This window comes from Streptomyces sp. NBC_01197 (assembly GCF_036010505.1).
Lineage (GTDB): Bacteria > Actinomycetota > Actinomycetes > Streptomycetales > Streptomycetaceae > Streptomyces.
Genome location: NZ_CP108569.1, coordinates 3,614,586 through 3,638,930 on the forward strand (window position 1 = coordinate 3,614,586; position 24,345 = coordinate 3,638,930).

The 24,345-nt window shown below is 72.9% G+C and carries 21 protein-coding genes; 8 read left to right on the forward strand and 13 right to left on the reverse strand.

Translation table 11 applies throughout. The annotated features are described in order from the left end of the window. Positions 1 to 18: 18 nt before the first annotated feature. The 3 genes from OG452_RS16430 to OG452_RS16440 are packed head-to-tail and all read right to left on the reverse strand — an operon-like array spanning position 19 to position 2,865. A complete protein-coding gene (locus tag OG452_RS16430) occupies positions 19 to 585 on the reverse strand; it encodes a flavoprotein (RefSeq protein WP_327296341.1) in 567 nt (188 codons plus the stop codon). A 13-nt stretch (positions 586 to 598) separates the two neighbouring features. Beyond that, on the reverse strand, positions 599 to 2,080 hold the full coding sequence (locus OG452_RS16435; RefSeq protein WP_327296342.1) for a sensor histidine kinase: 1,482 nt from the start codon (positions 2,078 to 2,080) through the stop codon (positions 599 to 601). Next, complete coding sequence (locus OG452_RS16440) at positions 2,077 to 2,865, reverse strand: response regulator transcription factor (protein ID WP_327296343.1); 789 nt, start codon at positions 2,863 to 2,865, stop codon at positions 2,077 to 2,079. The genes OG452_RS16435 and OG452_RS16440 overlap by 4 nt, the downstream gene beginning before the upstream one ends. A gap of 295 nt (positions 2,866 to 3,160) precedes the next feature. On the opposite strand from OG452_RS16440, the gene OG452_RS16445 reads away from it, so the two are divergent. Further along, positions 3,161 to 4,555 carry a ferredoxin reductase family protein gene (locus tag OG452_RS16445; protein WP_327296344.1) on the forward strand — a complete coding sequence of 465 codons (1,395 nt, stop codon included), beginning with the start codon at positions 3,161 to 3,163 and terminating at the stop codon, positions 4,553 to 4,555. Between the two features lie 85 nt (positions 4,556 to 4,640). Further along, positions 4,641 to 5,180 carry an FMN-binding protein gene (locus OG452_RS16450; protein WP_327296345.1) on the forward strand — a complete coding sequence of 180 codons (540 nt, stop codon included), beginning with the start codon at positions 4,641 to 4,643 and terminating at the stop codon, positions 5,178 to 5,180. Between the two features lie 67 nt (positions 5,181 to 5,247). Here OG452_RS16450 and OG452_RS16455 read toward each other — a convergent pair whose 3' ends face one another. Beyond that, positions 5,248 to 5,973, reverse strand: a complete 726-nt coding sequence (locus tag OG452_RS16455; RefSeq protein WP_327296346.1) for a spermidine synthase — start codon at positions 5,971 to 5,973, stop codon at positions 5,248 to 5,250. A 207-nt stretch (positions 5,974 to 6,180) separates the two neighbouring features. Between OG452_RS16455 and OG452_RS16460 the strand changes: the two genes are divergently transcribed. Next, positions 6,181 to 7,770: a peptide chain release factor 3 gene (locus OG452_RS16460; protein WP_327296347.1), complete on the forward strand. Its 1,590-nt coding sequence runs from the start codon at positions 6,181 to 6,183 to the stop codon at positions 7,768 to 7,770. A gap of 46 nt (positions 7,771 to 7,816) precedes the next feature. Here the strand turns inward: OG452_RS16460 and OG452_RS16465 are convergent, their stop codons facing one another. Both OG452_RS16465 and OG452_RS16470 read right to left on the reverse strand, forming a co-directional pair. Then, positions 7,817 to 9,340: an alpha/beta hydrolase gene (locus tag OG452_RS16465; protein WP_327296348.1), complete on the reverse strand. Its 1,524-nt coding sequence runs from the start codon at positions 9,338 to 9,340 to the stop codon at positions 7,817 to 7,819. A 101-nt stretch (positions 9,341 to 9,441) separates the two neighbouring features. Next, positions 9,442 to 10,425, reverse strand: a complete 984-nt coding sequence (locus OG452_RS16470; protein ID WP_327296349.1) for a LysR family transcriptional regulator — start codon at positions 10,423 to 10,425, stop codon at positions 9,442 to 9,444. A gap of 66 nt (positions 10,426 to 10,491) precedes the next feature. Between OG452_RS16470 and OG452_RS16475 the strand changes: the two genes are divergently transcribed. Further along, positions 10,492 to 11,802, forward strand: coding sequence for an MFS transporter (locus OG452_RS16475; protein ID WP_327296350.1), 1,311 nt, complete (start codon positions 10,492 to 10,494; stop codon positions 11,800 to 11,802). Here OG452_RS16475 and OG452_RS16480 read toward each other — a convergent pair. From OG452_RS16480 to OG452_RS16495, 4 genes are all read right to left on the reverse strand, one after another. Next, positions 11,765 to 12,253 (reverse strand): hypothetical protein, encoded by a 489-nt coding sequence (locus OG452_RS16480; RefSeq protein WP_327296351.1) that lies wholly within the window; start codon positions 12,251 to 12,253, stop codon positions 11,765 to 11,767. The two genes, OG452_RS16475 and OG452_RS16480, sit on opposite strands and share 38 nt — an antisense overlap. A gap of 87 nt (positions 12,254 to 12,340) precedes the next feature. After that, on the reverse strand, positions 12,341 to 12,745 hold the full coding sequence (locus tag OG452_RS16485) for a cupredoxin domain-containing protein (RefSeq protein WP_327296352.1): 405 nt from the start codon (positions 12,743 to 12,745) through the stop codon (positions 12,341 to 12,343). A 122-nt stretch (positions 12,746 to 12,867) separates the two neighbouring features. Then, positions 12,868 to 13,743, reverse strand: a complete 876-nt coding sequence (locus OG452_RS16490; protein WP_327296353.1) for a ferritin-like domain-containing protein — start codon at positions 13,741 to 13,743, stop codon at positions 12,868 to 12,870. Then, the gene (locus tag OG452_RS16495; RefSeq protein WP_327296354.1) at positions 13,740 to 14,525 is read right to left on the reverse strand and encodes a ferritin-like domain-containing protein; all 786 of its coding nucleotides are present in this window, start codon (positions 14,523 to 14,525) and stop codon (positions 13,740 to 13,742) included. Before OG452_RS16495 ends, OG452_RS16490 begins: the two co-directional genes overlap by 4 nt. Positions 14,526 to 14,786: 261 nt before the next feature. Here OG452_RS16495 and OG452_RS16500 point away from each other — a divergent pair, with 261 nt between their 5' ends. After that, a complete protein-coding gene (locus OG452_RS16500) occupies positions 14,787 to 16,106 on the forward strand; it encodes an aldehyde dehydrogenase family protein (RefSeq protein ID WP_327296355.1) in 1,320 nt (439 codons plus the stop codon). Between the two features lie 73 nt (positions 16,107 to 16,179). Here the strand turns inward: OG452_RS16500 and OG452_RS16505 are convergent, their stop codons facing one another. Continuing rightward, positions 16,180 to 18,312: a translation factor GTPase family protein gene (locus OG452_RS16505; RefSeq protein ID WP_327296356.1), complete on the reverse strand. Its 2,133-nt coding sequence runs from the start codon at positions 18,310 to 18,312 to the stop codon at positions 16,180 to 16,182. Positions 18,313 to 18,526: 214 nt separating this feature from the next. Between OG452_RS16505 and OG452_RS16510 the strand changes: the two genes are divergently transcribed. Continuing rightward, positions 18,527 to 19,309 (forward strand): uracil-DNA glycosylase, encoded by a 783-nt coding sequence (locus OG452_RS16510; protein WP_327296357.1) that lies wholly within the window; start codon positions 18,527 to 18,529, stop codon positions 19,307 to 19,309. Between the two features lie 124 nt (positions 19,310 to 19,433). Here OG452_RS16510 and OG452_RS16515 read toward each other — a convergent pair whose 3' ends face one another. Then, positions 19,434 to 20,027 carry a GNAT family N-acetyltransferase gene (locus OG452_RS16515; RefSeq protein WP_327296358.1) on the reverse strand — a complete coding sequence of 198 codons (594 nt, stop codon included), beginning with the start codon at positions 20,025 to 20,027 and terminating at the stop codon, positions 19,434 to 19,436. Positions 20,028 to 20,217: 190 nt separating this feature from the next. On the opposite strand from OG452_RS16515, the gene OG452_RS16520 reads away from it, so the two are divergent. Next, the gene (locus OG452_RS16520) at positions 20,218 to 21,480 is read left to right on the forward strand and encodes a hypothetical protein (RefSeq protein ID WP_327296359.1); all 1,263 of its coding nucleotides are present in this window, start codon (positions 20,218 to 20,220) and stop codon (positions 21,478 to 21,480) included. A 16-nt stretch (positions 21,481 to 21,496) separates the two neighbouring features. Here OG452_RS16520 and OG452_RS16525 read toward each other — a convergent pair whose 3' ends face one another. Next, complete coding sequence (locus OG452_RS16525) at positions 21,497 to 21,916, reverse strand: hypothetical protein (protein ID WP_327296360.1); 420 nt, start codon at positions 21,914 to 21,916, stop codon at positions 21,497 to 21,499. A gap of 173 nt (positions 21,917 to 22,089) precedes the next feature. On the opposite strand from OG452_RS16525, the gene OG452_RS16530 reads away from it, so the two are divergent. Further along, on the forward strand, positions 22,090 to 24,150 hold the full coding sequence (locus OG452_RS16530; RefSeq protein WP_327296361.1) for an FUSC family protein: 2,061 nt from the start codon (positions 22,090 to 22,092) through the stop codon (positions 24,148 to 24,150). Positions 24,151 to 24,345 lie beyond the last annotated feature (195 nt).

The following is a 24,345-nucleotide window of genomic DNA, read 5'->3' on the forward strand; positions in this document are numbered from 1 at the left end:
ACTGCAACCGGGTCCGCTTCAGGGCCTGTCGAGCAGTTCCAGCGCCTCCGCCCAGCGGAACCCGGAGGTGGCTTTCGCGGCCCCGGGCGGACCGGGATCGTACGCGCTGAAGCGGACGCCCATGTCGCGCAGCGCGTCGACGCTCCGGCGGTACGCGGGGTGGGCCGCCTGGGCCGCGTTCAGACAAGGCAGTACGGCGGTGGGGATGCCCGCGCCGTACGCCTCGCAGAGGATGCCGAGAGCCAGGGTGTCCGAGATACCGGCCGCCCATTTGTTGATCGTGTTGAACGTGGCGGGCGCCACCACGATGGCGTCCGCAGGCGGCAGCGGGCGCGGGTCGCCGGGTGCGCGCCAGGCGGACCTGATCGGGTAGCCGGTCTGTGCGACCACCGCCGCCGTGTCGATGAAACCGAGCCCCTGCGGGGTGGCGACGACGCCGACGTCCCACTGCTGCTCCTGCGCCGCCGTGATCAGTTGGCCCACGCCGCCCGCGATGCCGGACGCGCAGACCACCACGTACAGGAAGGGCTTCCTCGGCCCGCCGGACTGGTGCGTCCCGTCGGGCTGTTCGGGCTGTTCTCTCATGTGGTCCCCCTCGTCAATGCGCTGCGGGACCAGTCTGCGTGACTCCGGTGGTGTCGGGCCGGGTGGGCAGGACCACCCGGAACGTGGTGTCACCGGGGCTGCTGCTGACGTCGACCGTGCCCCCGTGCGCGGTGACCACCGCGTGGACGATGGCGAGGCCGAGGCCCGTGCTGCCCGTCGTGCTTCCCGTCGTACGGGAGCGGCTGTGGTCGGCGCGGACGAAGCGGCCGAACACCTCCGGCCTGAGCTCTTCGGGGATACCGGGTCCGGTGTCGTGCACGGCCAGCTCGATGCCTGCCGCCACGGTGCTGAGCCGTACGGTCACCTCGGTGCCCGGCGGGGTGTGCGTGCGCGCGTTGGCCAGGAGGTTGCCCAGCGCCTGCTGGAGGCGGTGGGTGTCGCCGGTGAGCGTGACGGGCTCCTCCGGCAGGTCGAGCAGCCAGCGGTGGCTGGGGCCCGCGGCCCGTGCGTCGTCCGTCGCGTCCAGGACCAGCCGGGTGAGATCGACCTGTTCGCGCTCCAGCGGGCGGCCCGCGTCCAGCCGGGCGAGGAGCAGCAGGTCGTCGACGAGGCGGGTCATCCGGTGGGACTCGGAGTGGATGCGCTCCAGCGCGTGCCGCACCTCGGGCGGTACGGGACCCCGGTGCCGGAGGGCGAGTTCGGAGTGGCCGCGGACGTTGGCGACCGGGGTGCGCAGTTCGTGGCTCGCGTCCGCGGCGAAGTGCCGCAGCCGTTCCTCGCCCGCCTGGCGCTGGGCGAGCGCGTTCCCGATGTGGCCGAGCATGTGGTTGAGCGCCGTCTTGACCTGGCCGACCTCGGTACGCGGGTCGGTGACGGCCAGCGGCTCGGGCATGGCCACCTCGCCGCTGGCGAGCGGCAGCCGGGCGACCCCGGCGGCGCGGGCGGTCACCCGTCGCAGGGGGCGCAGCGAGACCCGCACCCACAGAGCGCCCGCCACGCCCGTCGCCAGCAGGGCGGCCACGAACACGGCGGCCTCCACCGCTTCGAGCCGGTGGACCGTCTCCTCGACGGGGTGCAGCGGCAGCCCGGTGACCAGGACGTCGCCGTCGTCGCCCCGGGTGGCGGTGGCCCGGTAGCGGTGGAGGGTGTGCAGCCGGATGCTGTGGCCGGTGCCGTCGGGGGGCAGAGCCACGAGCGTACGGCGGTCGGCGGGGGTGAGCGGGACCGGGCGGTCGGCCTCGTCGTCGACCAGGGCGGCGCTGGTGACGGTCCCCTTCAGCAGCCGTGCGCCGAACGTGCCCTCGGCCTGGCCCCGGGTGTCGGGGCGGTTGTCCGCGTCGGGGTGCTTCTCGTGTTCGAGGCTGGCCGCGAACCGGCCCCCGGACGCCGTGAGCTGCTGGTCGAGCCGGCCCACCAGGAAGCCCTGCAGTGCGAGGGCGGTGGTGATGCCGACTGCCGCGCAGGCCACCGCGAGCAGGACGACGAGCCCTGCGGTGAGCTGGCCGCGCAGGGTGTGCGGGGGCAGCCGCCTCACGGCTGGTCCGGTTTGAGTACGTAGCCGACGCCCCGCACCGTGTGGATCATCGGGGCCCGGCCCGCGTCGATCTTCTTGCGCAGATAGCTGATGTAGAGCTCGACGATGTGCGCCCGGCCGCCGAAGTCGTACGCCCAGACGCGGTCGAGGATCTGCTCCTTGGACAGCACCCGGCGCGGATTGCGCAGCAGGAACCGCAGCAGTTCGAACTCGGTGCGTGAGAGGTCGATGCTGTCGTGGCCGCGCCTGACCTCCCTGGCGTCCTCGTCCATCCTGAGGTCGCCGACCGTCAGCCAGTTCCCCTCGGGCTCCGCGGCCATTCCCGCGCGGCGCAGCAGCCCGCGGAGCCTGGCCAGCACCTCTTCCAGGCTGAACGGCTTGGTGACGTAGTCGTCGCCGCCCGCCGTGAGGCCCGCGATCCGGTCCTCGACCGCGTCGCGTGCGGTCAGGAAGAGCACACAGACACCGGTGAGGCGGGTGCGCAGCTCACGCAGGACGTGCAGTCCGTCCATGTCGGGGAGCATCCAGTCGAGGACGACCGCGTCGGGGCGGAAGTCATCGGCAGCGGCGAGCGCGGAGGCGCCGTCGGCGGCGCTGCGCACATCCCACCCCTCGGAGCGCAGGGCCCCGGTCAGGACGTCGGTCAGGTCGGGCTCGTCGTCCACGACCAGGACGCGTACCGCCGCTCCGTCCGGACGCAGCAGCACCGGCTGGTCGTGGCCGTGCCGTACGGGGGGCCCGGCGGGGGTCCCCGGGCCGGTCTGCGGGACGTCGTCGCTGTTCATCGTCCTCCCAGGATGCCCCGCTGCCGGACGGTGCGCGGGGCGGGTCCCCTCTGTGTTCCCTATGAATCCGGCTCCGTCACCCCCTTGAATCCGGCCCTCTCACCCGCTTCGGAGCCCACCTCAGAAGGTACGCAGAGAATCCACTGTCAGTCTGGCCCGTCCGACACGTCCGACACGTCCGGCGCATCCGGCGCGGCCCGTCCGACGAGTCCGACGACAAGTCCGACGACGAGTCCGACGACCGGAGCGAACCGCCCCGGCGAACCGACCGAAGCGAACCGAACCGAGGAGGGACATGGCCGCCGTCTTCACCGAAACCGGCACCGGGACCGGAAGCACCACCGGCGCCGACGGCGTGCGCCGTGGCCTGCGCCACCGGCGTGCACGGCGCAGTCTCATCCCCTTCCTGGCGCCCCTGCTGATCTGGGCCGGAGCCGCCGGGGTGCTCGTCATGTGGTGGAGCGACACGAACGCCGTCGTCGGGCTGTCCGGGTGGCTGACCAACGCCGGCCGGATCACCGGCCTGCTCGCCGGATACGCCCTGGCCGTCCTGCTGGCCCTGATGGCCCGGATACCCGCCCTGGACCGCAGCATCGGCACGGACAAGCTGGCCCGCTGGCACGCCACGGGCGGGCGGTTCACGGTGTCGCTCGCGCTCACCCACACCCTGATGATCATCTGGGGTTACTCGCTGGCCTCGCATACGGACGCCGTGAGCCAGACGTCCACCCTGGTCCTGCACTACCCCGATCTCCTCAAGGGCACCGCCGGATTCCTGCTCTTCTTGGTGACCGGCATCATCTCCGCCCGCGCCGCCCGGCGCAGGATGAGTTACGAGACCTGGCACTACCTCCACTTCGCCACCTATCTGGCCGTCTTCCTCACCTTCGGCCACCAGCTCTCCAACGGCGCCGACTTCGTCGGCAACCGTCCGGCGCAGCTCGGCTGGTACACCCTGTACCTCGGTGTCGCGGCGCTGCTCGTCTGGTTCCGGTTCGCCGTGCCCGTACGCCGTGGGCTCCGCCACCGGCTGCGTGTCACCGCCGTACGGCCCGAGGCGCCGGGCGTCGTCTCCGTCTACCTGACGGGAGCCCGGCTGGACGAACTCGCCGCACGGCCCGGCCAGTTCCTCCGCTGGCGCTTCCTCACGCCGGGCCTGTGGTGGACGGCCGGCCCGTACTCCCTCTCTGCCCCCGCCCACCCCGGCTCGCTGCGCATCACCGTGAAGGCCGCGGGCGGACACAGCGCCGCCCTCGCCCGGCTGGCGCCCGGCACCCGGGTCTGGGCCGAGGGCCCGTACGGCGCTTTCACCGCGGACCGCCGCACCAGCGCCAAGGTGCTGCTCCTGGGGGCGGGCGTGGGCATCACCCCGCTGCGGGCCCTGTTCGAGACGCTGCCGGGACGGGTGACCCTCGTCTACCTCGCCCGCCGGGCCGAGGATCTGGCCCTGCGCTCCGAGCTCGACGCGATAGCCGCGCGCCGGCACGCCGTCGTCCACTACGCCGTCGACGAGCCCGCCCACCTCTCCGTACCGCTCACCGCGGAGGCACTGGCCCAGCTGGTCCCCGGCCTGGCCGAGCACGACGTGTATCTGTGCGGGCCGCCCGGAATGACGGAGACCGCGATCGGGGCGCTGCGGGAAGCGGGGGTCCCGGGGCGCCGTATCCACCACGAGTCGTTCGCCTTCTGAGGCGCGCAGGACCCACTTGAGGACCAATTCAGGACCGCTTCCGGGCCAATTCACGACCGTTTCGGGACCACTGAGGAGAACCGCCATGCGGAGGAGAACCGCCATACGCCGGACCGTCCTGGTCAGCGCCGGGTCCTGCGCCCTGGTCGTCGCGCTGCTGTCGCTCAAGCCGCACCAGTCACCCGCCCTGGCGGGCGTCGCACCGCGCACGCCGAAGAGCACGGCCCCGTCGGCCGGTTCGCCGGGTACGGCAGGCAAGACCGGCGGGGCGGGCAAGACCGGTACGACGGGCGGGACGAGCACCGCGGGCAGGACGGGCACGGGAGGCAAGACAGGCAAGGCGAGCGGGACCGGTACGTACACCGGTGACCCGGTCGACACGCAGTACGGCGCCGTCCAGGTCTCCGCCACCCTCACCGGGGGCCGGCTGACCGGGGTACGGGTCCTCCAGGCGCCCGACCAGAACGGCAGGGACCAGCAGATCGCCTCGTACGCCCTGCCCCGTCTCACCCAGGAGGCCGTGGGCGCCAACAGCGCGCACATCGACGCCGTATCGGGGGCCAGTTACACCAGCCAGGGCTATATGCAGTCCCTGCAGAGCGCCCTGGACAAGTCCGGTGCCTGAGAACGAGGTTGCTGAGAACGAGGTTGCTGACAACAACGCGCCTGACAGCCCAGCCCTCACACCTCCGCTATCCCTCGGCCCCCGTGCGCCCCACATAGACCGTGTTGGTCGACGTTCCCCCCTGGAGGGGGTTGTCGAAGGTGACCACATGCGCCTCCGTATGCGGGAAGACCTCCGCGAGTACGGCGCCGAACTCCGCGTCCGGCGGGTCGTTCGACCACAGGGCGAAGGCCCCGCCGGGGTGCAGCAGGCCGGCGAGGGCGCGCAGTCCGGCCGGGCCGTAGAGCGCCGCGTGGCTGGGGTGCAGGACATGGCGCGGTGAGTGGTCGACGTCCAGCAGGATGGCGTGGAAGCGGCGGCCCGGTGCCTCGGGGTCCAGGCCGTCCGGGCCGGCGGCAAGCGCGAAGAAGTCGCCCCTGACCAGTCGGCAGCGGTCGTCCGACGCCAGCCCGGCGCCCAGCGGGACCAGACCGCGCCGGTGCCAGTCGATGACCTCGCCCAGCGTGTCGACCACCATCAGCGAGGCCACCCGCGGGTCGTCCAGCGCGGCCCGCGCCGTGTACCCGAGGCCGAGACCGCCCACGGCGACATCCAGCGGGGTGTCCGGCAGCTCCGCCAGGCCGAGCCGGGTGAGCTCGGTCTCACCCAGGGTGAAGAGGCTGGACATCAGGAACTCGTCCCCGAGCTTCACCTCGTACACCTCGTCGCCCGACGCCGGGTCCCGCCTGCGCCGCAGACTGATGTCGCCCATGGGCGTGGGCTGCCAGTCGATCTCCTGGAAACGTGCACTCATCGCTGTCCTCGTCCCGTGTCCGTGGCCCTCTCGGCGCCCCTGGAGGGTCCCACAGCGGGCGCCCCCGGCCGTCCCGCGCCGGACGCCGGTCCCGGCCGGGTGGCACCTTGCCGCACACTGGTGGTTCGGACTGACGAGGGACTGGTGGCGAGGGTGCAGACGTACGGGACTTCCGCGGGCAATGGGGACTCCCCCGGCGGAGCAGGTGTGAGCGGGGCGGCGGGCGAGGCCGCCAGGCGGCGGACCTTCGCGGTCATCAGCCACCCCGACGCGGGCAAGTCGACGATCACCGAGGCCCTGGCCCTGCACGCGCACGCCATCACCGAGGCGGGCGCCGTGCACGGGAAGTCGGGTCGGCGCGCGGTCGCGTCCGACTGGATGGAGATGGAGAAGGCGCGCGGTATCTCCGTGACATCGGCTGTGCTCCAGTTCGACCACCGCGGCCATGTGCTCAACCTCCTCGACACCCCCGGTCACGCGGACTTCTCCGAGGACACCTACCGGGTGCTTGCGGCGGTCGACTGCGCGGTGATGCTCATCGACGCGGCCAAGGGGCTCGAAGAGCAGACCCGCAAGCTCTTCGACGTCTGCCGGCACCGCCGTATCCCGGTGATCACCTTCGTCAACAAGTGGGACCGGCCGGGCCGGGAGGCCCTGGAGCTGCTGGACGAGATCGAGCGCGAGCTGCGCGTCCGCCCCACCCCGGTGACCTGGCCGGTCGGCGAGGCCGGTGAGATGCGCGGTCTGATCGACGCGCGCTCCCCCGAGCAGATGCTGCGCTACACCCGCACGCCCGGCGGCGCCCACCAGGCCGAGGAGGAGCTGATCCCGGCCGAGCAGGCGGCCACCGAGGAGGGCGACCGCTGGGAGCAGGCCACCGAGGAGCTCCAGCTGCTGCAGGCCGAGGGCGCCGAGTTCGACGCGGAGTCGTTCCTGGGCGCCACGTCGACGCCGGTCTTCTTCGGTGCGGCGGTCTCCAACATCGGCGTACGGCTGCTCCTCGACGCGATCGTCGATCTGGCCCCGGCGCCGCACGCCCGTGAGATGGAGGGCGGGGGCGCCCGCCCGGTCGACGCGCCCTTCTCCGGCCTCGTCTTCAAGGTGCAGGCGAACATGGACCCCTCGCACCGGGACCGCATCGCGTTCCTGCGAGTGTGCTCGGGGGTCTTCGAGCGGGGGGCGACGGTCACCCGGGCCACGACCGGGAAGCCGTTCGCGACCAAGTACGCGCACAGCATCTTCGGCCAGGACCGCTCGATGGTCGACATCGCCTACCCCGGCGACGTCGTCGGCCTGGGCAACGCGGCGGCGCTCCGGGTGGGCGACACCCTGTACGACGGGCCGCCCGCTATGTTCCCGCCGATGCCGACCTTCGCGCCGGAGCACTTCGCCGCCGTACGCCCGGTCGACATCAGCCGCTCCAAGCAGTTCCGGCGCGGGATCGCCCAGCTCGACGAGGAGGGCGTGGTCCAGGTGCTGGTGTCGGACCGGCGCGGGGACCAGTCGCCGGTGCTCGCGGCGGTGGGACCCATGCAGTTCGACGTGGTGACGCACCGGATGGCGGGCGAGTTCTCCTCGCCGGTCCGGCTGGAGTTCCTGCCGTACCACCTGGCCAGGTCCACGGATGTGGCGGGCGGCGAGGCGCTGAACAGCGCGCGGCTGGTCCAGGGCGAGGCGCTGACCCGGGTCCGCGACAAGGAGGTGCTGGCGCTCTTCCCGGACAAGTGGCAGGCCAACTCCTTCCAGCGGGCGTTCCCGGACGCCCGCCTCGACCACCTGCTGGCCGCGCACGACTGACGTACACGGCCGGGCAGGCAGCTGGGGCGGGCGGCCGGGGCTGTCCTCAGCCCGCGCACTCCGTGTCGCGCTCCGGCCGCTGTCCGGTGGTGAGGAACCGGGTCACGGTGCGGTCCCCGCAGGCGTTCCCGGTGCCCAGATAGGAGCCGTGCCCACCGCTGTCGACCGTCACCAGCCGGGCCCGGCCGCCGAACGCGGCGCGCATCTTCAGAGCGCCGGAGTACGGGGTGTCGGGGTCCCGGCGGTTCTGGACCATCAGGATGTCCGACGGGCCCCGGTCGGTGATCCGGGCGGGCGGCGCGGCCGGGGCGTCCTTCCAGAAGGTGCAGGGCGTGATGTTCACCGGCATCCCCGCCGTGAGCGGGTGCGCGGCGCGGTCGGCCGCCACCGCGGGCCCGTACGAGGAGACCGGGTCCGGCCAGGACACGTCGTTGCAGATCACCCCGATCGCCACCGCCGCGTCCTCGTCGGGCAGCGCCTGGGAGAGGACGGGCGTCAGGACGGGCGTCGCGGCCGGGTCCTGCGCGGCCTTGATCAGCTGAGCCAGCTGCGGAAACGCGTCGTCGCTCTCGAACGCGGACTGCAGCGCCTGCCGCAGCAGGGTGCCGGTGAGCGGGACGCCCGGCGTGGTCGTCTCCTTCGGCTCCCGGTCCAGCTTCGCGGCCAGCGCGAGGAACAACGGCCTTACCTCATCGGCCTGTTGGGCCAGTCGCAGCCCATCGTCCGCCCTGGCGGGATCGGCGGCCCAGGCCGCGAAGTCGGGCATCCGGTCCTCCGCGCCGACCGCCATGTTGGCCAGCCAGCCGCGGGCGACGCGGGACGGGTCGGGGTCGCCGTTGCTGTCCAGGACCCAGCGGTCGGTGCGCTGCGGGTACTTCTGCGCGTACTGGGCGCCGACGTACGTCCCGTACGACTCGCCCCACGCCGACAGTTTCTCCTCGCCCAGCGCCTGGCGGAAGCGGTCGATGTCGCGCACCTCGTTGGCCGTGGTGAGGCTGCGCAGGACAGCGCCACCGTTGCGGGCGCACGCCTCGGCGGTCCGCCGGGCTCTCGCGGTGTTCTCGGCGATCCCGCCGTCCGCCGCGGGCCAGGACCGGATCGTCACCAGATGCCGGTCGGCCGCGTCGAGCCCGCAGCTCGCCCGCGTACTGCCGCCCACCCCGCGCGGATCGAGGCTGACGAGGTCGTACGCGCCGCCCAACTGTCCGCGCAGCGCGGCCCCTTTCTCCGTCAGCCGCTGGACCCCGGACCCGCCGGGCCCCCCGGGGATCACGATCAGCGCCCCGCGCCGCGCGGCCGGCCGGTCACTGCGCAGCCGGGACACCGCGAGGGTGAGCTGCGGCCCGTCCGGACGGCTGTAGTCGAGCGGTACGGGCAGCTCGGCGCACTCCTGCCCGGCGGGGCCACCGGGCTGGGCGCAGTCCCGCCAGGTGAGCGCGGGGGCCGGAGGGGACGAGGCGGTGGGCGCCGTCCCGGCGTGCGCGGCGGGTACGACGGTGACGGCGAGAGCGGTGGCGACGGCTGTCGCGGACAGGGTACGGAAGAGGCCCTGGTGGGCGTAACTGGTCATGGGACAAGGGTTGTTGAACTGATCCACTGTGCCCATACGACAGGCACGACACCACGGGTGGGGGTAACCCCCGCACCGTACGGACTTGCTGACGAACCCGCTCAGCGCGGCGCGGGTGCCCCGAAGCACTCCTCGGCCCGGCTCAGCACCAGGTCGATGAAGTCGCTGACGACCGGGGTGGGGGTGCGGGCCTTCACCCGGGTCAGGCCGACCGTGCGGGAGGCCCCCGGGTCGTCGAGCGGCAGGTCCACGAGGCCGGGGACCCGGACCGGGGACGGCGGCAGCACCGCGACCCCGAGGCCCGCCGCGACGAAGCCGCGGATGGTGGCGATCTCGGCGCCCTCGAACGCGACGCGCGGCGGGAAACCGGCGGCGGAGCAGAGGCTGTTGACCAGGCGGCGCAGCCCGTAGCCGGAGGTGGCCATCACGAAGTCCTCGTGCTCGGCGTCGGCCAGCCGGACCCGGCCCAGCCCGGCCAGCCGGTGGCCGGCCGGGACGACGAGACTGAGCGGCTCGGCGGCGACGGGCACGGTGGTGATGCCCGGTTCGTCGGGCAGCGGCGAGGTCAGACAGAGATCGACCTCGCCCGCCCGCAGCCGGTCGAGAAGCCCCTGCGCGTTGTCCTGGACCAGCTGGAAGCGCACCTGCGGGTGCCGGTCCCGGAAGCAGCTGACGAGCAGCGGCACCGGGGCCGAGCCGAGAGCGGGCAGGAAGCCCAGGGCGACGGTGCCCGGCATGTCGGTGGCGAGACGCAGCTCCTCGCAGCCCGTCGCGATCTCCTCCAGGCCCCGCTGCACCCGGGCCAGGAAGGCCCGGCCCTGCCGGGTCAGCCGCAGCCCCCGGCCCTCCCGGTCGAAGAGCGGGGTGCCGACCGCCGCCTCCAGCCGGGCGACGCTGCGGCTGACCGTCGACTGCGGGGTGCCCAGCTCGCTCGCCGCGGCGGAGAGGTGCTCAAGCCCGGCCACCGTCACGAACCGTACGAGGTCGGGGCACATCCCGAGCAGCGGTGCAGGCAGCTGCTGCACAGCGGCGTGTTCCACACGTTCCGTACGCGTCATGGGGCTCACCGGTTTCATGCGTTCCATATACGGAACATATATCGGGCATCCATGCATTGGACGCATCAACGGCGCCCGGCCTACCGTCGTCCGGTGACTGACCCGCACATAACGCCTGCCGCGCACACGCGGGGGACACCCGGTTTCCGCCGGGCCACCGGGGCGCTCTTCGCCGCCGGGATGACCACGTTCATGACGCTGTACTGCGTCCAGGCCCTGCTGCCCGCCCTGTCCGCTCACTTCAGTCTGTCCCCCGCGGCCTCGTCGCTGACCATCTCGGTCTCCACCGCGGCCATGGCCATCGCCGTGGTGCCGCTGACCGCCCTCTCCGACGCGTGGAGCAGGACCGGGATGATGAGCCTGGCGCTGGGCGCGGCGGCGCTGCTCGGTATCGCTGCGGCCTTCGCGCCCAACTACCCGACGCTGCTGGTCTTCCGGGTGCTCCAGGGCCTCGCGCTCGCCGGGCTGCAGGCGACGGCGATGTCGTATCTGGCCGAGGAGGTGCACCGCGAGTCGCTCGGCCAGGCCATGGGGCTCTATGTGGCGGGCAACGGGATCGGCGGTATGGCGGGCCGGCTCGTCGCCGACGGGGTGCTGGATCTGACGGGCAGCTGGCGCTGGGCGATCGGCGCCGTCGGCGCGGTGGCCGCGGTCTCCGCCGTGATCTTCCACCTGACGGTCCCGGCGTCCGTACGCTTCGTCCGCCGGGAGGCGCGGCCGCGCGCCCTCGCGTCGGCGATCGGCCGGGCGCTGCCCGACAGCGCCCTGCTCAGGCTGTATCTGATCGGCTTCGTGGCGATGGCCGCGTTCGTCACCGTCTACAACTACCTGGGATTCCGGCTGATCGACGCGCCGTTCAACCTGTCCCAGACGACGGCGGGGCTGCTCTTCATCGCGTACACCGCGGGTTCGTTCTCGTCGGCCGCCGCGGGACGGCTGGTCGACCGGTACGGCCGGCCGCGCGTGCTGCTGCCCGCGCTGCTCGTCACGCTCGCGGGGCTCGCGCTGATGCTCGTACCGCGGCTCGGCGCGGTCATCCCCGGCCTGGTGATCTTCACGGTGGGCTTCTTCGCGGCGCACGCGGTGGCCAGCGGCTGGGTCGGCGGACGGTCCACCGTGCTGGGGGTGCAGGGCGCGGCGGTCTATCTGTTCTTCTACTACATCGGCAGCGCGATCGGTGGTTCCGTGGGCGGTATCGCGTACTCCGCGGGGGCCTGGAACGGCCTCACCCTCTACTGCGGCTGCCTGGTCGCGGTGGCCCTGCTCAGCGCGGTGACGCTGCACTGGATACGGACCGCGGCCCGGCCGGGGCCGTCGGCCGAGCGGTCCCCACGGCCCGCCGCGGAACCGGCGGCCGAGCCGTCCGTCACTCGACCCGGCGACGGCTCCGGCGGCGAGCGGTGAAGCGGCGACGGTAGGACCCGGTGAGCAGCAGCAGGGTGGTCGCGACGATGGTCACGGCCTGCGCGATCACCACGAGCTTCTTGTCCCAGAACCAGATCGGCTCGTACATGTTCGGCACCGGGCCGAGCTTGCCGACGTTGATGTACCGGTAGACGAGCAGCAGCGCCAGACCGCCCGCGGCGACCAGCCAGGCGAACGCGTCGGACACGGCGCGCCGCCAGACCAGTACGAGCAGCGCCGCGAGACCGGCCACCCCGGCCTCGATCCGGAACAGCGTGCCCTGGCTGATGCTCGCCGAGATGGGGTCGTAGCGGTCGGAGAGGTGCGCGTGCACATAGGCGTCGACGACCAGCCCGGCGGCGGCCAGCAGACAGAGCAGCGCCCGCAGGGGTCGGCGGGCCGGGCTGCCGGTGTCGTCCGGCGGCGCGGCGAGTGAGGGATCGGACGGCATGGGGGGCCCTTCCCGGCACGGGGTCCCTTCCCGGCACGGCCGGGCAGGCACGGTCGAGTGAGTACGGCGGGCGGACACCGCTCACGGTCAGCTGACCGTGAGCGAGCCCTTCATGTACTGGTGGATGGTGCAGAAGTAGGGGTACTTGCCCTTGGCGGACGGCGCCTTGAAGGTGACCGTCTTGCCTGCGGCGATGTCACCCGTGTCGAACGCCTTCTTACCGGTGGCCGTCAGGGTGTGGAGCGTCGAGTCCTTGTTCGTCACCGTGATCGTCGTGCCCGGGGCGACGGTCAGGGCGGCGGGCGTGAACTTGAAGTTCTGGATCGTGATCCGGTCGCCCTTGCCGCTCCCTGTGGACGCCGAGGCCGTGGGGCTGGTCGACGACGTCGAGGAGGACTTCGATCCGCTGTCCGAGCAGCTGGTGACAGCGGTCAGCATGCAGAGCGCGGCTGCGGCGACCGCCACACGGGGCCTGCGGGTACGAGTGAACATCGTGTCTCCGGTGGTCTTCGGGGCAGCCGGCCCGGCCCCGGCCAGGTGCGTGGGGGAGGTACGCACCTGGCCGGGGAGCCAGAAGGGGACGGGCGGTCCGGGGGAGGAGGGGGCAGACGGAGTCAGACAGTCAGCAAGCTGGTGCCGGCCGCCTTCTTCGTACCGATGAAGGCGTCCGGCACCGGGTACTGGCCCAGCACGTAGTGCAGGATCGCGGCGTGCATGGCCTCGACCGGAGCGATGGTCGCCGCCGTGTTGACCCCGCCCAGGCTTTTGACGTTGTACGTCGCGAACACATAGGTCTCGGTGGCCTGATCCTCCAGCTGGAGCGCCAGTTTGGCCACCCCTGTGACGTCCTTGACCTGACCGAGCGCCTTGGTGACTGCGGCCTGGTCGGAGAGCGGCACATCGGTGATCTTGGGCTTGCCCGCGCTGGAGAGCACGCCGTTCCACGCGTCGGCGTGGTCCTTGTGCTGCGCCATCGCGGTCTGGATGAACGTCGCGATCGCCGGCGGCACCTTGCCGAGCTTGCCCGCGTTGGCCGCCTTGAGAGCCGCCTGGTAGGCGCCGACGGCCTGGTTCTCCAGGGCCACCGCCAGGGCGACGGCCTTCAGGTCACCGGTGTACTTCGAGGACCCGCTCGACGAGGACGCCGAGGCACTGGCCGACGAGGACGCGGAAGCGCCTGCCGAAGGAGACCCGGAGGCGCTCCCGCCGGTCGGCGTGGTGGCCGACTTCCCGGCGCACGCGGCGAGCGCCAGCATGGCCGCCGAAGCACCGGCGCCGGTCAGGAAGCGGCGGCGCGCCAGGGGCGTACGCACTTCGTGGACCGGCTCGGCACCGGAGGCCCCCAGGTCCTTGAGCTCCGTCGACAGGTCACGGGCGGAAGCGGCCATGACCGGGAGGGCCGCCCGGTGGGCCTCGTCCATCTCGCTCGTCAGACGGGACAGTTCGCCCTCGCTGATCGGCAGCTCCCAGCTGCCCCTGCTGCTGCTCATTTCACGGCCCCTTCACTGACCGGAGAAGCCATCTTGGTGGGGTAGAAGGCGTCCGGGAAGCCGACGCTGCCGATGTTGGCGGGAAGCTTCGCTACGTCCGTGGGGATGGCGATGAGGTTCGTCTTCCCGTCGGCCAGCAGGGCCTGCACGGCCAGCAGCGTGGCGCGGTGCTGGGCCTCCACCGGCGCGACCGAGGCGAAGAGCTGACGCAGGCTCGTGTCGTGGACCTGCCCGACGTTCTTGGTGTACGTCTGCGCCGCGGTGTCCTCCAGCGAGATGGCCAGCTTGACGACGTCCGCCGATGTCTTGAGCGTCGGCAGGGTCTTCTTGACGACGGCCGCGTACTTCGGGTCCGTGCCCGTCTGCTCCTTGCCGCCCGCCTTCTTGGCGGCGGCGTTGAACGCCTGGGCGTGTGCGGTGTGCTGCTGCGCCGTCTTCGTGATGAAGGCAAGCACGGTCTTGTTGCCGGTCTTGATGAACGGCAGCCCGGCCGCGGTGTGGTACACGCTCACCGCCAGGTTCTCCAGCGAGGCGGCCGTCTGGAGTGCCATGACGTCGGTGCTCGACGCGGCCGCCGCGCGTCCGGCGCCCAGCAAGGTCGCCGCACCTGCGGCCCCCAGCAGAGTCCCCCGGCGCTGCCACCAGCGGCGGCTTGAGGATTCGGCCGTTTCGGCGAAATCCGCCAGGGCGGAGTTCGTCATCCGGAGCGCGTCGCTGTTCAAATCCTGCGACTGCTCGGTCAGCTCCTTCAACAACCCCGTGTCGATGTGATCGGTACCCATCGCGTCCCATCTCCTTCCCCGTGCCGGCACGGCACGGGTGTCTCCCCGAGCCTTGGGCAACGGATGTGCGGAGAGCCCGTCTGCTGAGACCGAATGCCACAACGCGTACCCGAACGGAGTACGAACCGGTTGCCCGGGGCGCGCATTTCGGTCCGGGCGGGGCCGGGCAGGTACCGGAAGGCCACTCTCCGTTTGATAAACACCCCTACGTGAGCGGTTTTCCGAACCGGCCCCAGGAACGAACCCGACCGAGGAGCATCCGTGTCCGTGCAGCCCACCGAGAAGCCCGCCGAAGCCGTCGCCCGGCTGCGTGCCACCTTCCGTACCGGCCGGACCAGGACCCTGTCCTGGCGGACCGAACAGCTGCACGGCCTGCGGGCGATGCTGACCGGGCACCGCCAGGAACTGGCCGCCGCGCTCCACGCCGACCTGGGCAAGAGCCAACGCGAGGCGTTCCGTACGGAGATCGACTTCACCGTGCGCGAGATCGATCACACCCTGGAGCGGCTGGAGGGCTGGCTGCGACCCGAGCCCGTCGACGTACCCGCGCACCTCGGTACGGCAAACGCCTGGACGGTGCTGGACCCGCTGGGCGTCGTCCTGGTGATCGCGCCCTGGAACTACCCGCTCCAGCTGCTCCTCGCCCCGGTCGCCGGGGCACTCGCCGCGGGCAACTGCGTCGTCGCCAAGCCCAGCGAAGTGGCCCCCGCCACCTCGCGGGCCGTCGCCGGGCTGCTGCCGCGCTATCTGGACCGCGACGCGGTGACCGTGGTCGAGGGCGCCGTACCGGAGACCACCGCCCTGCTCGCCGAGCACTTCGACCACATCTTCTACACCGGCAACGGCGCCGTGGGCCGCATCGTGATGCGGGCCGCAGCCGAGCATCTGACGCCGGTCTCCCTCGAACTGGGCGGCAAATCACCGGCGTTCGTCGACCGGGGCACGGACCTCGCGGCGGTGGCGGCCCGGCTCGCGTCGACCAAGTTCCTCAACGCGGGCCAGACCTGCGTCGCCCCGGACTACGTCCTCACCGACCCCGCGACCGCCCGGGAGCTGGAGACCGCGCTGACCTCGGCCGTACGGGAGCTGTTCGGCGCCGACCCGGCCACCTCCGACGACTACGGCCGGATCGTCAACGAACGCCACTTCGACCGGCTGACCGGTCTGCTCGGCTCCGGCCGGCTCGTGGTCGGCGGCGACAGCGACCGCGCGCAGCGCTACCTCGCGCCCACCGTGCTCGCCGAAGTTCAGCCCGGTTCACCGGTCATGGCCGAGGAGATCTTCGGCCCGATCCTGCCCATCGTGGAGGTCGAGGGGCTCGACGAGGCCATCGCGTTCATCAACGACCGGGACAAGCCGCTGGCGCTGTACGCGTTCACGGACTCGGTGCTGACCCGCGACCGGCTCACCACGGAGACCTCGTCGGGCGGCCTCGGCTTCGGCCTGCCGGTGGCCCATCTCACCGTGCCCGAGCTGCCGTTCGGCGGGGTGGGCGAGAGCGGGATGGGCCGCTACCACGGCCGGTACTCGCTGGAGACGTTCAGCCACCGCAAGGCGGTCCTGGACAAGCCGCTCGGCTGAGGCGGGTTTGGGTGGGGGCTGTGGCCGAATGCGTACGGATCCGTCCCCTACGCACCCGACCGCAGCCCGGGAGTCAGCCCGCCGTACCGCCGGGCCCACCTCCGGCGAGGCTGCGGTCCGCGAGGCTTCGGTCCGCGAGGAACCTCATGTACTCATCCCGGTTCAGCGGATTGCCGTCGGTGCGCGGCCGGGTCGGCGCCGGGCCGCGCACCGGGCGGTCCTGTCCCGGACGGGACCACACCGCCCCCTCCCCGCGGGTCAGCCCCGGCAGCGCCTTCTGGAACTCCTGTACCCGCCTGACCGGCAGCTCCGCCGTGATCAGCCAGGACGAACCGGCCTCGGTGGAGCCGGTGACCTCGGCCCCGAGCGGGACGAGACAGCCGATGACCGCGTTGAGCGCGTCCTCCGGAATCTCCACCTCCAGCGTCTGGCACGGCTCGAAGACCCGGCTGCCCGCGCGTTGCAGCGCCCGCATCAGGACCAGCGGTGTGAGCTGCCGGAAGTGCGCGGCGACGGTGAGCGGCTGGATGTAGCCGGTCCGGGTGAGCGTGACCGTGCAGTCGGTCACCTCCCAGCCGTACAGCCCCTGTTGCAGGGTCCGCAGCGCGGACTCCTCGATGGCGCGGTGGAAGGCGCGGGGCAGAGCGCCCCACTCGGTCTCACGCGCGAAGGTGACACCGGCTCCGCGCGGGGCCGGTTCGACCCGCAGGCCCACCGTCGCCAGGAAGTCGTTGGCGCCGTGCCGGTCGATCTCGGTGCGCGCCTCGCCCCGGCCCGCCGGACGCTCGAAGTACACCGGGCGGACCGGTTCGAACACCACCTCCAGGCCGAAGTCCCGCTCCAGCCGCGCCGCGAGCACCTCCTGCTGCACGGCCCCGTAGAGCAGTACGGAGGTCGCGCCGCCGCCCGCCGCCCGGGTACGGATCAACGGGTCCTCGTCCGCCAGCGCCAGCAGGGCCGAGTGCAGCCGCGCCTGCTGCCCGGGGCCACCCGCCCGTACGACCGTCTCCAGGCTCGGCGGCGAGAAGTGGAACTGCTCAAGCCGGTCGTCGGGCGCGCCCAGCCGGTCCCCGACCCGGATACCGGGCAGACCGCGCACCCGGCCGATGCCGCCCGCCGTGAGCCGCCGGCCGGGCTCCCCGCCCGCGGCGCCGTGCGCACCACGGCTGTCCGGGGCGCCGGGGGCACCCGCGGTGGGGACGCCCACGACGTCGAGGCCGGTGATCCTGCCACTGAACTCGGCCTGTTTCCCGCCGGGTTCACGCTGCCAGTAGGTGACGCGCTGCCGTTCCCGTACCTCTCCCGAGAACAGCCGGAGGTACGCGACCTTCTCACCTGCGCCCGTGCGCTCGACGGCGAAGACCGTGCCGCGCGGGCCGGTTCCGGCCGCCGCCGGGGCGGAAGCGGCGGGCTCGGGGGCGGTCCGGGGCGGGCGCAGCAGCGCGGCGATGCCGTCCGTCAGAGCGGCGATGCCCTCGCCGGTCAGGGCCGAGCCGAAGAAGACCGGGTGCAGCAGCCCGGCACCGCACTGCCGGGCCAGCAGGGCGCGTACGTCGTCCGCCGACGGCAGCTCGCCCGCCACGAGCTGGGCCAGCAGGGCGTCGTCGTGTTCGGCGAGCGCCTCGGCGGCCGCCATACGGAACTCCACCCGCTCCAGGGAGCGTACGTCCGTACGGGCGGCCGCCGTTCCCGCGTCCCGCACCGAACTCATGGCGAGGATGTCCGGGGTGAGTCCGGCGCGGATGTCGGCCAGCAGGCTGTCGGAGCGCGCGCCCGTGCGGTCGATCTTGTTGACGAAGAGCAGCGTCGGCAGCCGCAGCCGGCGCAGCGACCTCAGCAGGACACGGGTCTGCGCCTGTACGCCCTCGACGGCGGACAGCACGAGAACCGCGCCGTCGAGCACGGACAGCGCCCGCTCGACCTCCGCGATGAAGTCGGGGTGGCCCGGGGTGTCCACCAGGTTGATCTGCAGGCCCCCGACGCCTCTGACGGCGAAGGGCGCCACCGCCGAACGGATCGTGATGCCACGCTCGCGCTCGATCTCGCCGGTGTCCGTCTGCGTACTGCCGGCGTCGACGCTGCCGAGTTCTGAGATGGCGCCGTTGTCGAGCAGCAGCCGTTCGGTGAGGCTGGTCTTACCCGCGTCGATGTGGGCGAGCACGCCCAGGTTCAGGGTTGTCCCGGGATTCAGGTCGGCGTCGTGCACAGAGGTCCTCGGTGGGGGTGGAAGAGAGGGACGGCCTGATGACTCCGTGGAACTGCCGCATCGTCTTCCTCTTTCTCTGTGGACCTTCTGGCTTCGCTGAACGCTCCGGTCTGCTGAAGTGAGCTTCGCGAGGGTACCGGCGCGTGCCCCGGCCGGGCGACGGGTTTTCCGCGCCGCCGGGACCCGTGGCGCGCACGCCGCGTACCGTGGCCGGATGGCCGAGTCGGAGTCCCGGGCGTCAGAGCCCCAGCCGAGCGCCGACGACCGGCGTTTCCCCGCCGACCGGGCTCCGGGCTGCGCCACACTCGCCGCGCTGGACGCCCAGGTGGCCGACTGCCGGGCCTGCCCCCGGCTGGTGGCCTGGCGGGAGCAGGTGGCTGTGGAGAAGCGGGCCGCGTACCGGGACCAGGAGTACTGGGGGCGGCCCGTCCCCGGCTTCGGACCCGCCGACGCCGCGCTGGCCGTGGTCGGACTGGCACCCGCGGCGCACGGCGGTAACCGGACCGGGCGGATGTTCACCGGCGACCCGGCGGGCGACTTCCTGGTCGCGGGGCTGCACGCCGTCGGCCTCGCCTCGCAGCCGACCGCCACCGCCGCCGACGACGGGCTCGCCCTGCGCGGAGTACGGATGGCCGCCCCGGTGCACTGCGCGCCGCCGCAGAACAAACCCACCACCGTGGAGCGCGACACCTGCCGGCCCTGGCTGGCGGCGGAGCTGGCGCTGCTGAGCCCCGGGCTGCGCGCGGTGGTGGTGCTCGGCGGCTTCGGCTGGCAGGCGCTGCTGCCCGTACTCGCCGAAGCGGGCTGGCAGCTGCCCCGGCCGCGGCCGGTGTTCGGGCACGGCGCCCAGGTGGCGCTCGCCGGTGCGGACGGCCGCGACGAGCTGCGGCTCTTCGGCTGCTACCACCCGAGCCAGCGCAATGTGAACACCAGGCGTCTGACCCGGCCGATGCTGGAGGCGGTGTTCCGCGAGGCAGCCGCCGCCGCGGGGCTGTAGCCGCCACCGCCTGCGGGCCCGGCTTGCGCAGCTCGCCGCGCTCGGGGAACTGTCCGCGCCTCCTGCTCCTTCCCCTGCCCCCGCTGTCCCGCGCCTCCTGCGCCTGCTGTCTCCCGCTTGCCGGCTACCCCGCGCTGCCCGCGTGCACGATGGCGCGGCTCCAGGCCTCGTACGTGCGCTGCGGGTGCGGCGGCTCCGGCAGTTCCAGGGGGTCGTGCTGCTCACGCGTCCGCACATCGCCGAAACGGGTCCAGCCCCACCCCTGCATCGCACCCCTGGCTGGCTCGTTCGTGGGCTCCACGAGGGCCGCGACCAGAGCGGCCCGCGAACGCACCAGCAGCTGGTCGACGAGGCGGGTGGCGATCCGCTGGCGCCGGAAGGACGGCTGCACCATCAGTTCGGCCAGGACGAACACCTGCCCTGACGCGGTCAGCTCCTCGATGTTCACCGGGAGCCCGCCGCGGAAGCCCTCCCAGAGGCCGCCGTCCCGCTCCAGCACATAGCCGTAAGCACATCCGGCCAGCGACGGGCCGTCGGCGACCATCATGTCGAAGCCGGGGCGCTGCATGTCCTCGGCGAAGCGCTCCAGGAACTGCTGGCGGTCGTGGAACTCCTCCCCACGCGGCCCGCGGTATGCCTCGACGTAGGTGTCCGCGACGGCCTCCCGCTGCGATTCGGCCTGCCATCTGGTCAGGCGGCGCATGAAGACCTCTGCCATGTGTTCCTCCCGTTTTCCGGCCATCGTCTCAGCGCTCGGCGACCAGGGAAACGGATAGTGCAAGATCCGGCCTGATTCCAAACGGGAGGCTCCGGGCCTGGTGGCGCGGGGCGGGGCGGGCGCGGGGCGGAAATGGCCGAATGGCGCCGTCCGGAGTGCGGGCTCCCGGCCGGTGGCTTCCCCTGGAGACGTGACGGACGACGGCGCGGGCGGACTCGGCGGACTGCGGTCCGGGCCCGCCGTACCGGAGGGACGCCCGCCGGGCCGCCGGGTGCGGTCGTTCTCCGCCATCCTGCTGATCGTGGTCGCCGGGATCCTCACCCCGGTCTCCGCCGTGGCCGTCTGGACGCGTGACGTGGTGGGCGACACCGGCCGGTATGTCGCGCTGATGCGGCCGCTGGCCTCCAACCCGGCCGTGCGGTCCGCCGTGACCGACCAGGCTACGGAGGCCGTCGTGAAGTACGTCAGTGTCGACGCGCTGCTCAAATCCGTCGGGCCCGCCGAGCGAGCCGAGATCGAACTCGCCATCGGCGCGCTCGGCAAGCCCATCTCATCGGGGCTCAAGGAGCTCGTGCACAGCGCGGTCGCGGGGTTCGTCGAAAGCGGCACGTTCACGGACGTCTGGGTCCAGCTCAACAGGTCAGCGCACACAGCCGCCGAGAAGGCCCTGACCAGCGACCGGGGCGGCGCGGTCACGATCGACCTGGCGCCCGTGACGGACGCCGCGAAGAAGCGGCTGGTGGACAGCGGGCTGACCATCGCGTCGAAGATTCCGCCGGTGCACGCCCGGTACACGCTGCTGGACTCAAAGGCCGTGGGCCGGGCGCGCACCGCCTTCCGGCTGCTGCGGATCGGCGGGCTCTGGCTCCCGGCGGTGACCGTGCTGCTCGCGGCGGGCGGCGTCCTCCTCGCGGTCCGCAGACGGCGCGCCCTGGTCACCGCCGGCCTGGCGGTGGCGGTCGGTGCGCTGCTGCTCGGCCTGGCGATCGCCGTCTTCCGCAGCCTGTACCTGGACCGGCTGCCGGCCGACGTCCCGGAGCCCGCCGCCGCTGCGGTCATCGACGCGCTGACGGCCTTCCTGCGTACGGCGGTCCGCATGATCGCCGTAGTCGGCGCCGTGCTGGCGCTCGCCGCCTGGCTGGGCGGCCCCGGCCGGGCCGCGGTGCGGATCAGGACGGTGTGGCGGCGCACCATCGGCGCCGTACGCGACGCGATGGGCCTGCGCACCGGGCGCGCCGGGCTCTGGGTGCTGCGCGCCAGGGCCTGGCTGAACGGGACCGTGGTGGCCGTCGCGCTCGCCGTCTACCTGGTCTGGGACCGGCCCACCGCGGGTGTCGTGGTGGGAATCGCCCTGTCCGCGCTCGTCGCGCTGGCGCTGGTGGAGCTGGCCGCCGACGACGGAATCCCGCGCCCCGCCGGCGACAGGGCGCGGGACCGGCCGTCGGGCGTATGAACCCGGCTGATCCGGCTCAGTCCTCGTGCGTGTAGAAGACGTAGAACGTCGTGATCAGGGCGCCGATGCCGAACCCCGCGCCAATGAACGACGACGACAGCACGCTCGACCCGGTCATCGAGTACAGGAACCCCATCGCCCCGCCGATGAGCACGCCGTACCCGGCCGCCCTCGCCTCGCGCGGCAGCGCGTGCTGGATGCGGCCGAAACCGAAGGCCAGTACGGCGAGCACCAGGCCCGAGACGATGCTGAGCACAATCTTGGCGGTGGTGAAGGGGTGGCCGGGCGACCTGGAGCTGAGGATGAACGCCGTGTAGAGGGCGTAGACGATACCGAGGACGAGGGGCACCGCCACGGCCGCTGCCGGCAGGTGCCGGTGCGCCGCCGGGCGCCGGTGGGACGGCCGGTGTCCGCGGAGTGTCGTGGGTGTGGCCATGGCAGATTCCTTCCGCTCGCCTCCCACCAGCGCACACCCGCGGCCGCGTCCCGGCAACTCGTACGGCGTAACAGAGCGGCTTACCGGCCTGTTACGCGCCCCGGGCGCCCCGGGCGGTTTCCACCGCGTACGCGGCGTGGGGGAAACCGCACGCCAGGCCGTAGTTTGTTGGCATGGGTGACACGGTGGGCAGCAGCGCAGACGCACAGAGGAAGCAGCCGCTGATCTCACCGCCGGAGTGGCTGATCCGGGGGCTGCGCCCGCAGCCGGCGCCGGTTCCCTGGGCCGCCGTGGTCCGCGCGGGCATCGCGCTGGCCGCGCCGCTGGCCGTCGGACTCGCCGTCGGACAGGCCGGGTACGGGGCGCTGGTCGCCATGGGCGCGCTCTCGGGCGTCATCGGCGACACCGCCGACGCGTACCGGATGCGGATCCTCAACATCGCCGTGCCGCAGTGCTTCGGCGCGGTCGGCGTCATGCTCGGCACCCTCGTGTACGGCGACGGCTGGATCGCGGTGGCCGTCCTCACTCTGGTCGCGCTGGTCTCCGGGATGATCTCCACGATCGGCGCGGTGGCGTCCGTCTCGGGGCTGCTGCTCCTGCTCAACTCCGTGGTCGGCGCGGGCCTCCCGATGCCGGGGCCGTGGTGGAAGGCCCCGCTGCTGCTCTCGCTCGGCGGGCTCTTCGTGCTGGTGCTCGCACTGCTCGGCTGGCCGCTGCGGGCGCGGGCCCCGGAACGGACCGCGGTCGCCGCGACCTACCGCACGGTCGCCGAGCTGCTCGCGGCCGCGGGCACTGCCTCGTACGACGTCAGACGCCAGGCCGTGACCGCCTCGCTCAACACCTCGTACGACCTGATCCTCGCCCGGCGCGCCCACTACCACGGCCGCAGCACGTCGATGGTGCGGATGCTCGCCCAGCTCAATGTGCTCGTCCCGCTGATCGAGGCGGCCGCAGCGGCCCATCTGCACGGCCGCGCCTCGCGCCGCCCGGAAATCGCCGCCGCGGTCCGGGACTTGGCCGACGTGGTCGCAACGGGCCGGGCGGGTGCGGTGCCCGACCTGGTGCTCCCCGGGCCCGAAGGGCCCGCCGACCGCGCCATGAACGCGGCGCTGCGGCACGCGGCCGCCGTCGTCAGCCACGCGGATTCCGACCACCCGGACCAGTACGGCGCGGACGACCGGCTCGGCCGGCCCGCCGCACTCGGTGTCCGGGCCCGCCGGGCAGCCGTCACCGTCCTGCTCTCGCCCACCTCCTGGCGCTACGGCCTGCGGCTGGCGCTCTGCATCGGCCTCGCGCAGGTGCTGGTGTCGGTGGTGAGCGTCCCCCGCTCGTACTGGGTCGCACTCACCGTCACCTTCGTACTCAAGCCGGACTTCGGCTCGGTCTTCTCCCGCGCGGTCCTGCGCGCGCTGGGCACCGCGGTGGGGGTGCTCACCGCCGCGCTGGTCCTCGGAGTCGTACCGCGCGGCTGGTGGGACGTACCGGTGATGGTGGTGCTCGCGGCGCTGATCCCGGCGGTCTCCGCGAACGGGTACGCCTTCCAGACCGCGGCCATCACCCCGGTGATCCTGCTGATCTCCGACCAGCTCAACCACCTGGGGTTCCATCTGGTGCTGCCCCGGCTGCTCGACAGCCTGATCGGCTGCGGGATCACCCTGGTCGCGGGCTATCTGCTCTGGCCGGAGAGCTGGCACACCCGGATCGGCGACCGGCTGGCCGTCGCCGTCGAGGAGAGCGCGCGCTACGTCGAGTGCGCCTTCGGCGGGGGGAGCGGAAGCGGGACCGGCTCGGGGTCGAAGGCGGGGACGGCGGCCGACGGTACGGGTGTGCGGGCCTCACCGGCCGCGCCGGGCGACCACGGCGACCGGGCGCGGCTGCGGCGGCGGATCTACCGCGATCTGTCGGTCGTACGGACGGAGTTCCAGCGGGCCCTCACCGAACCCCCGCCAACCGGGAAGCGGGCCGCCGCCTGGTGGCCACTGGTCGTCGCGGCGGAACGGATCGTGGACGCGACGACAGCCGCCCGGGTACGCGTCGACCACGGCGCCCGGCCGCCCGCTCCGGAGGAAGTCGGCGAGGTGACGAAGCAGTTGCGGGAGCTGGCGCAGGGGCTGCGGTCCAGCGCGACCCTGGTCGAGGTACCGACCCGGATCGAGGGCGACGACGAGGGCGTCCTCGCCCCGCTGCGCCAGGAGGTCGTCGCGGCGCGGGAGATCGCCTCACCGCAGCGCTGACCAAGCTTTGTTCCGGGGCGACCCGGACACCAGGGAGCCGGGCCGGGCGTGGCCCGGCCCGGCTCGTTCCACCCCGGCAAGGTCACCCGCACCCGGCATCGTCAAGGACGCCGGGTGCGGGGGTGGGGGGCCGACGCCGGGGAGGTGGCGTCAGGGCCTGGGTGTCAGATCCTGGCTGCTGTCGGTTCGACCCTG

Coding starts and splice junctions, on each gene's coding strand:
- OG452_RS16430 (WP_327296341.1), bottom strand. CDS start 585: ATGAGAGAACAGCCCGAACAGCCCGACGGGACGCACCAGTCCGGCGGG.
- OG452_RS16440 (WP_327296343.1), bottom strand. CDS start 2,865: ATGAACAGCGACGACGTCCCGCAGACCGGCCCGGGGACCCCCGCCGGG.
- OG452_RS16445 (WP_327296344.1), top strand. CDS start 3,161: ATGGCCGCCGTCTTCACCGAAACCGGCACCGGGACCGGAAGCACCACC.
- OG452_RS16450 (WP_327296345.1), top strand. CDS start 4,641: ATGCGGAGGAGAACCGCCATACGCCGGACCGTCCTGGTCAGCGCCGGG.
- OG452_RS16455 (WP_327296346.1), bottom strand. CDS start 5,973: ATGAGTGCACGTTTCCAGGAGATCGACTGGCAGCCCACGCCCATGGGC.
- OG452_RS16465 (WP_327296348.1), bottom strand. CDS start 9,340: ATGACCAGTTACGCCCACCAGGGCCTCTTCCGTACCCTGTCCGCGACA.
- OG452_RS16470 (WP_327296349.1), bottom strand. CDS start 10,425: ATGGAACGCATGAAACCGGTGAGCCCCATGACGCGTACGGAACGTGTG.
- OG452_RS16480 (WP_327296351.1), bottom strand. CDS start 12,253: ATGCCGTCCGATCCCTCACTCGCCGCGCCGCCGGACGACACCGGCAGC.
- OG452_RS16485 (WP_327296352.1), bottom strand. CDS start 12,745: ATGTTCACTCGTACCCGCAGGCCCCGTGTGGCGGTCGCCGCAGCCGCG.
- OG452_RS16490 (WP_327296353.1), bottom strand. CDS start 13,743: ATGAGCAGCAGCAGGGGCAGCTGGGAGCTGCCGATCAGCGAGGGCGAA.
- OG452_RS16495 (WP_327296354.1), bottom strand. CDS start 14,525: ATGGGTACCGATCACATCGACACGGGGTTGTTGAAGGAGCTGACCGAG.
- OG452_RS16510 (WP_327296357.1), top strand. CDS start 18,527: ATGGCCGAGTCGGAGTCCCGGGCGTCAGAGCCCCAGCCGAGCGCCGAC.
- OG452_RS16515 (WP_327296358.1), bottom strand. CDS start 20,027: ATGGCAGAGGTCTTCATGCGCCGCCTGACCAGATGGCAGGCCGAATCG.
- OG452_RS16525 (WP_327296360.1), bottom strand. CDS start 21,916: ATGGCCACACCCACGACACTCCGCGGACACCGGCCGTCCCACCGGCGC.
- OG452_RS16530 (WP_327296361.1), top strand. CDS start 22,090: ATGGGTGACACGGTGGGCAGCAGCGCAGACGCACAGAGGAAGCAGCCG.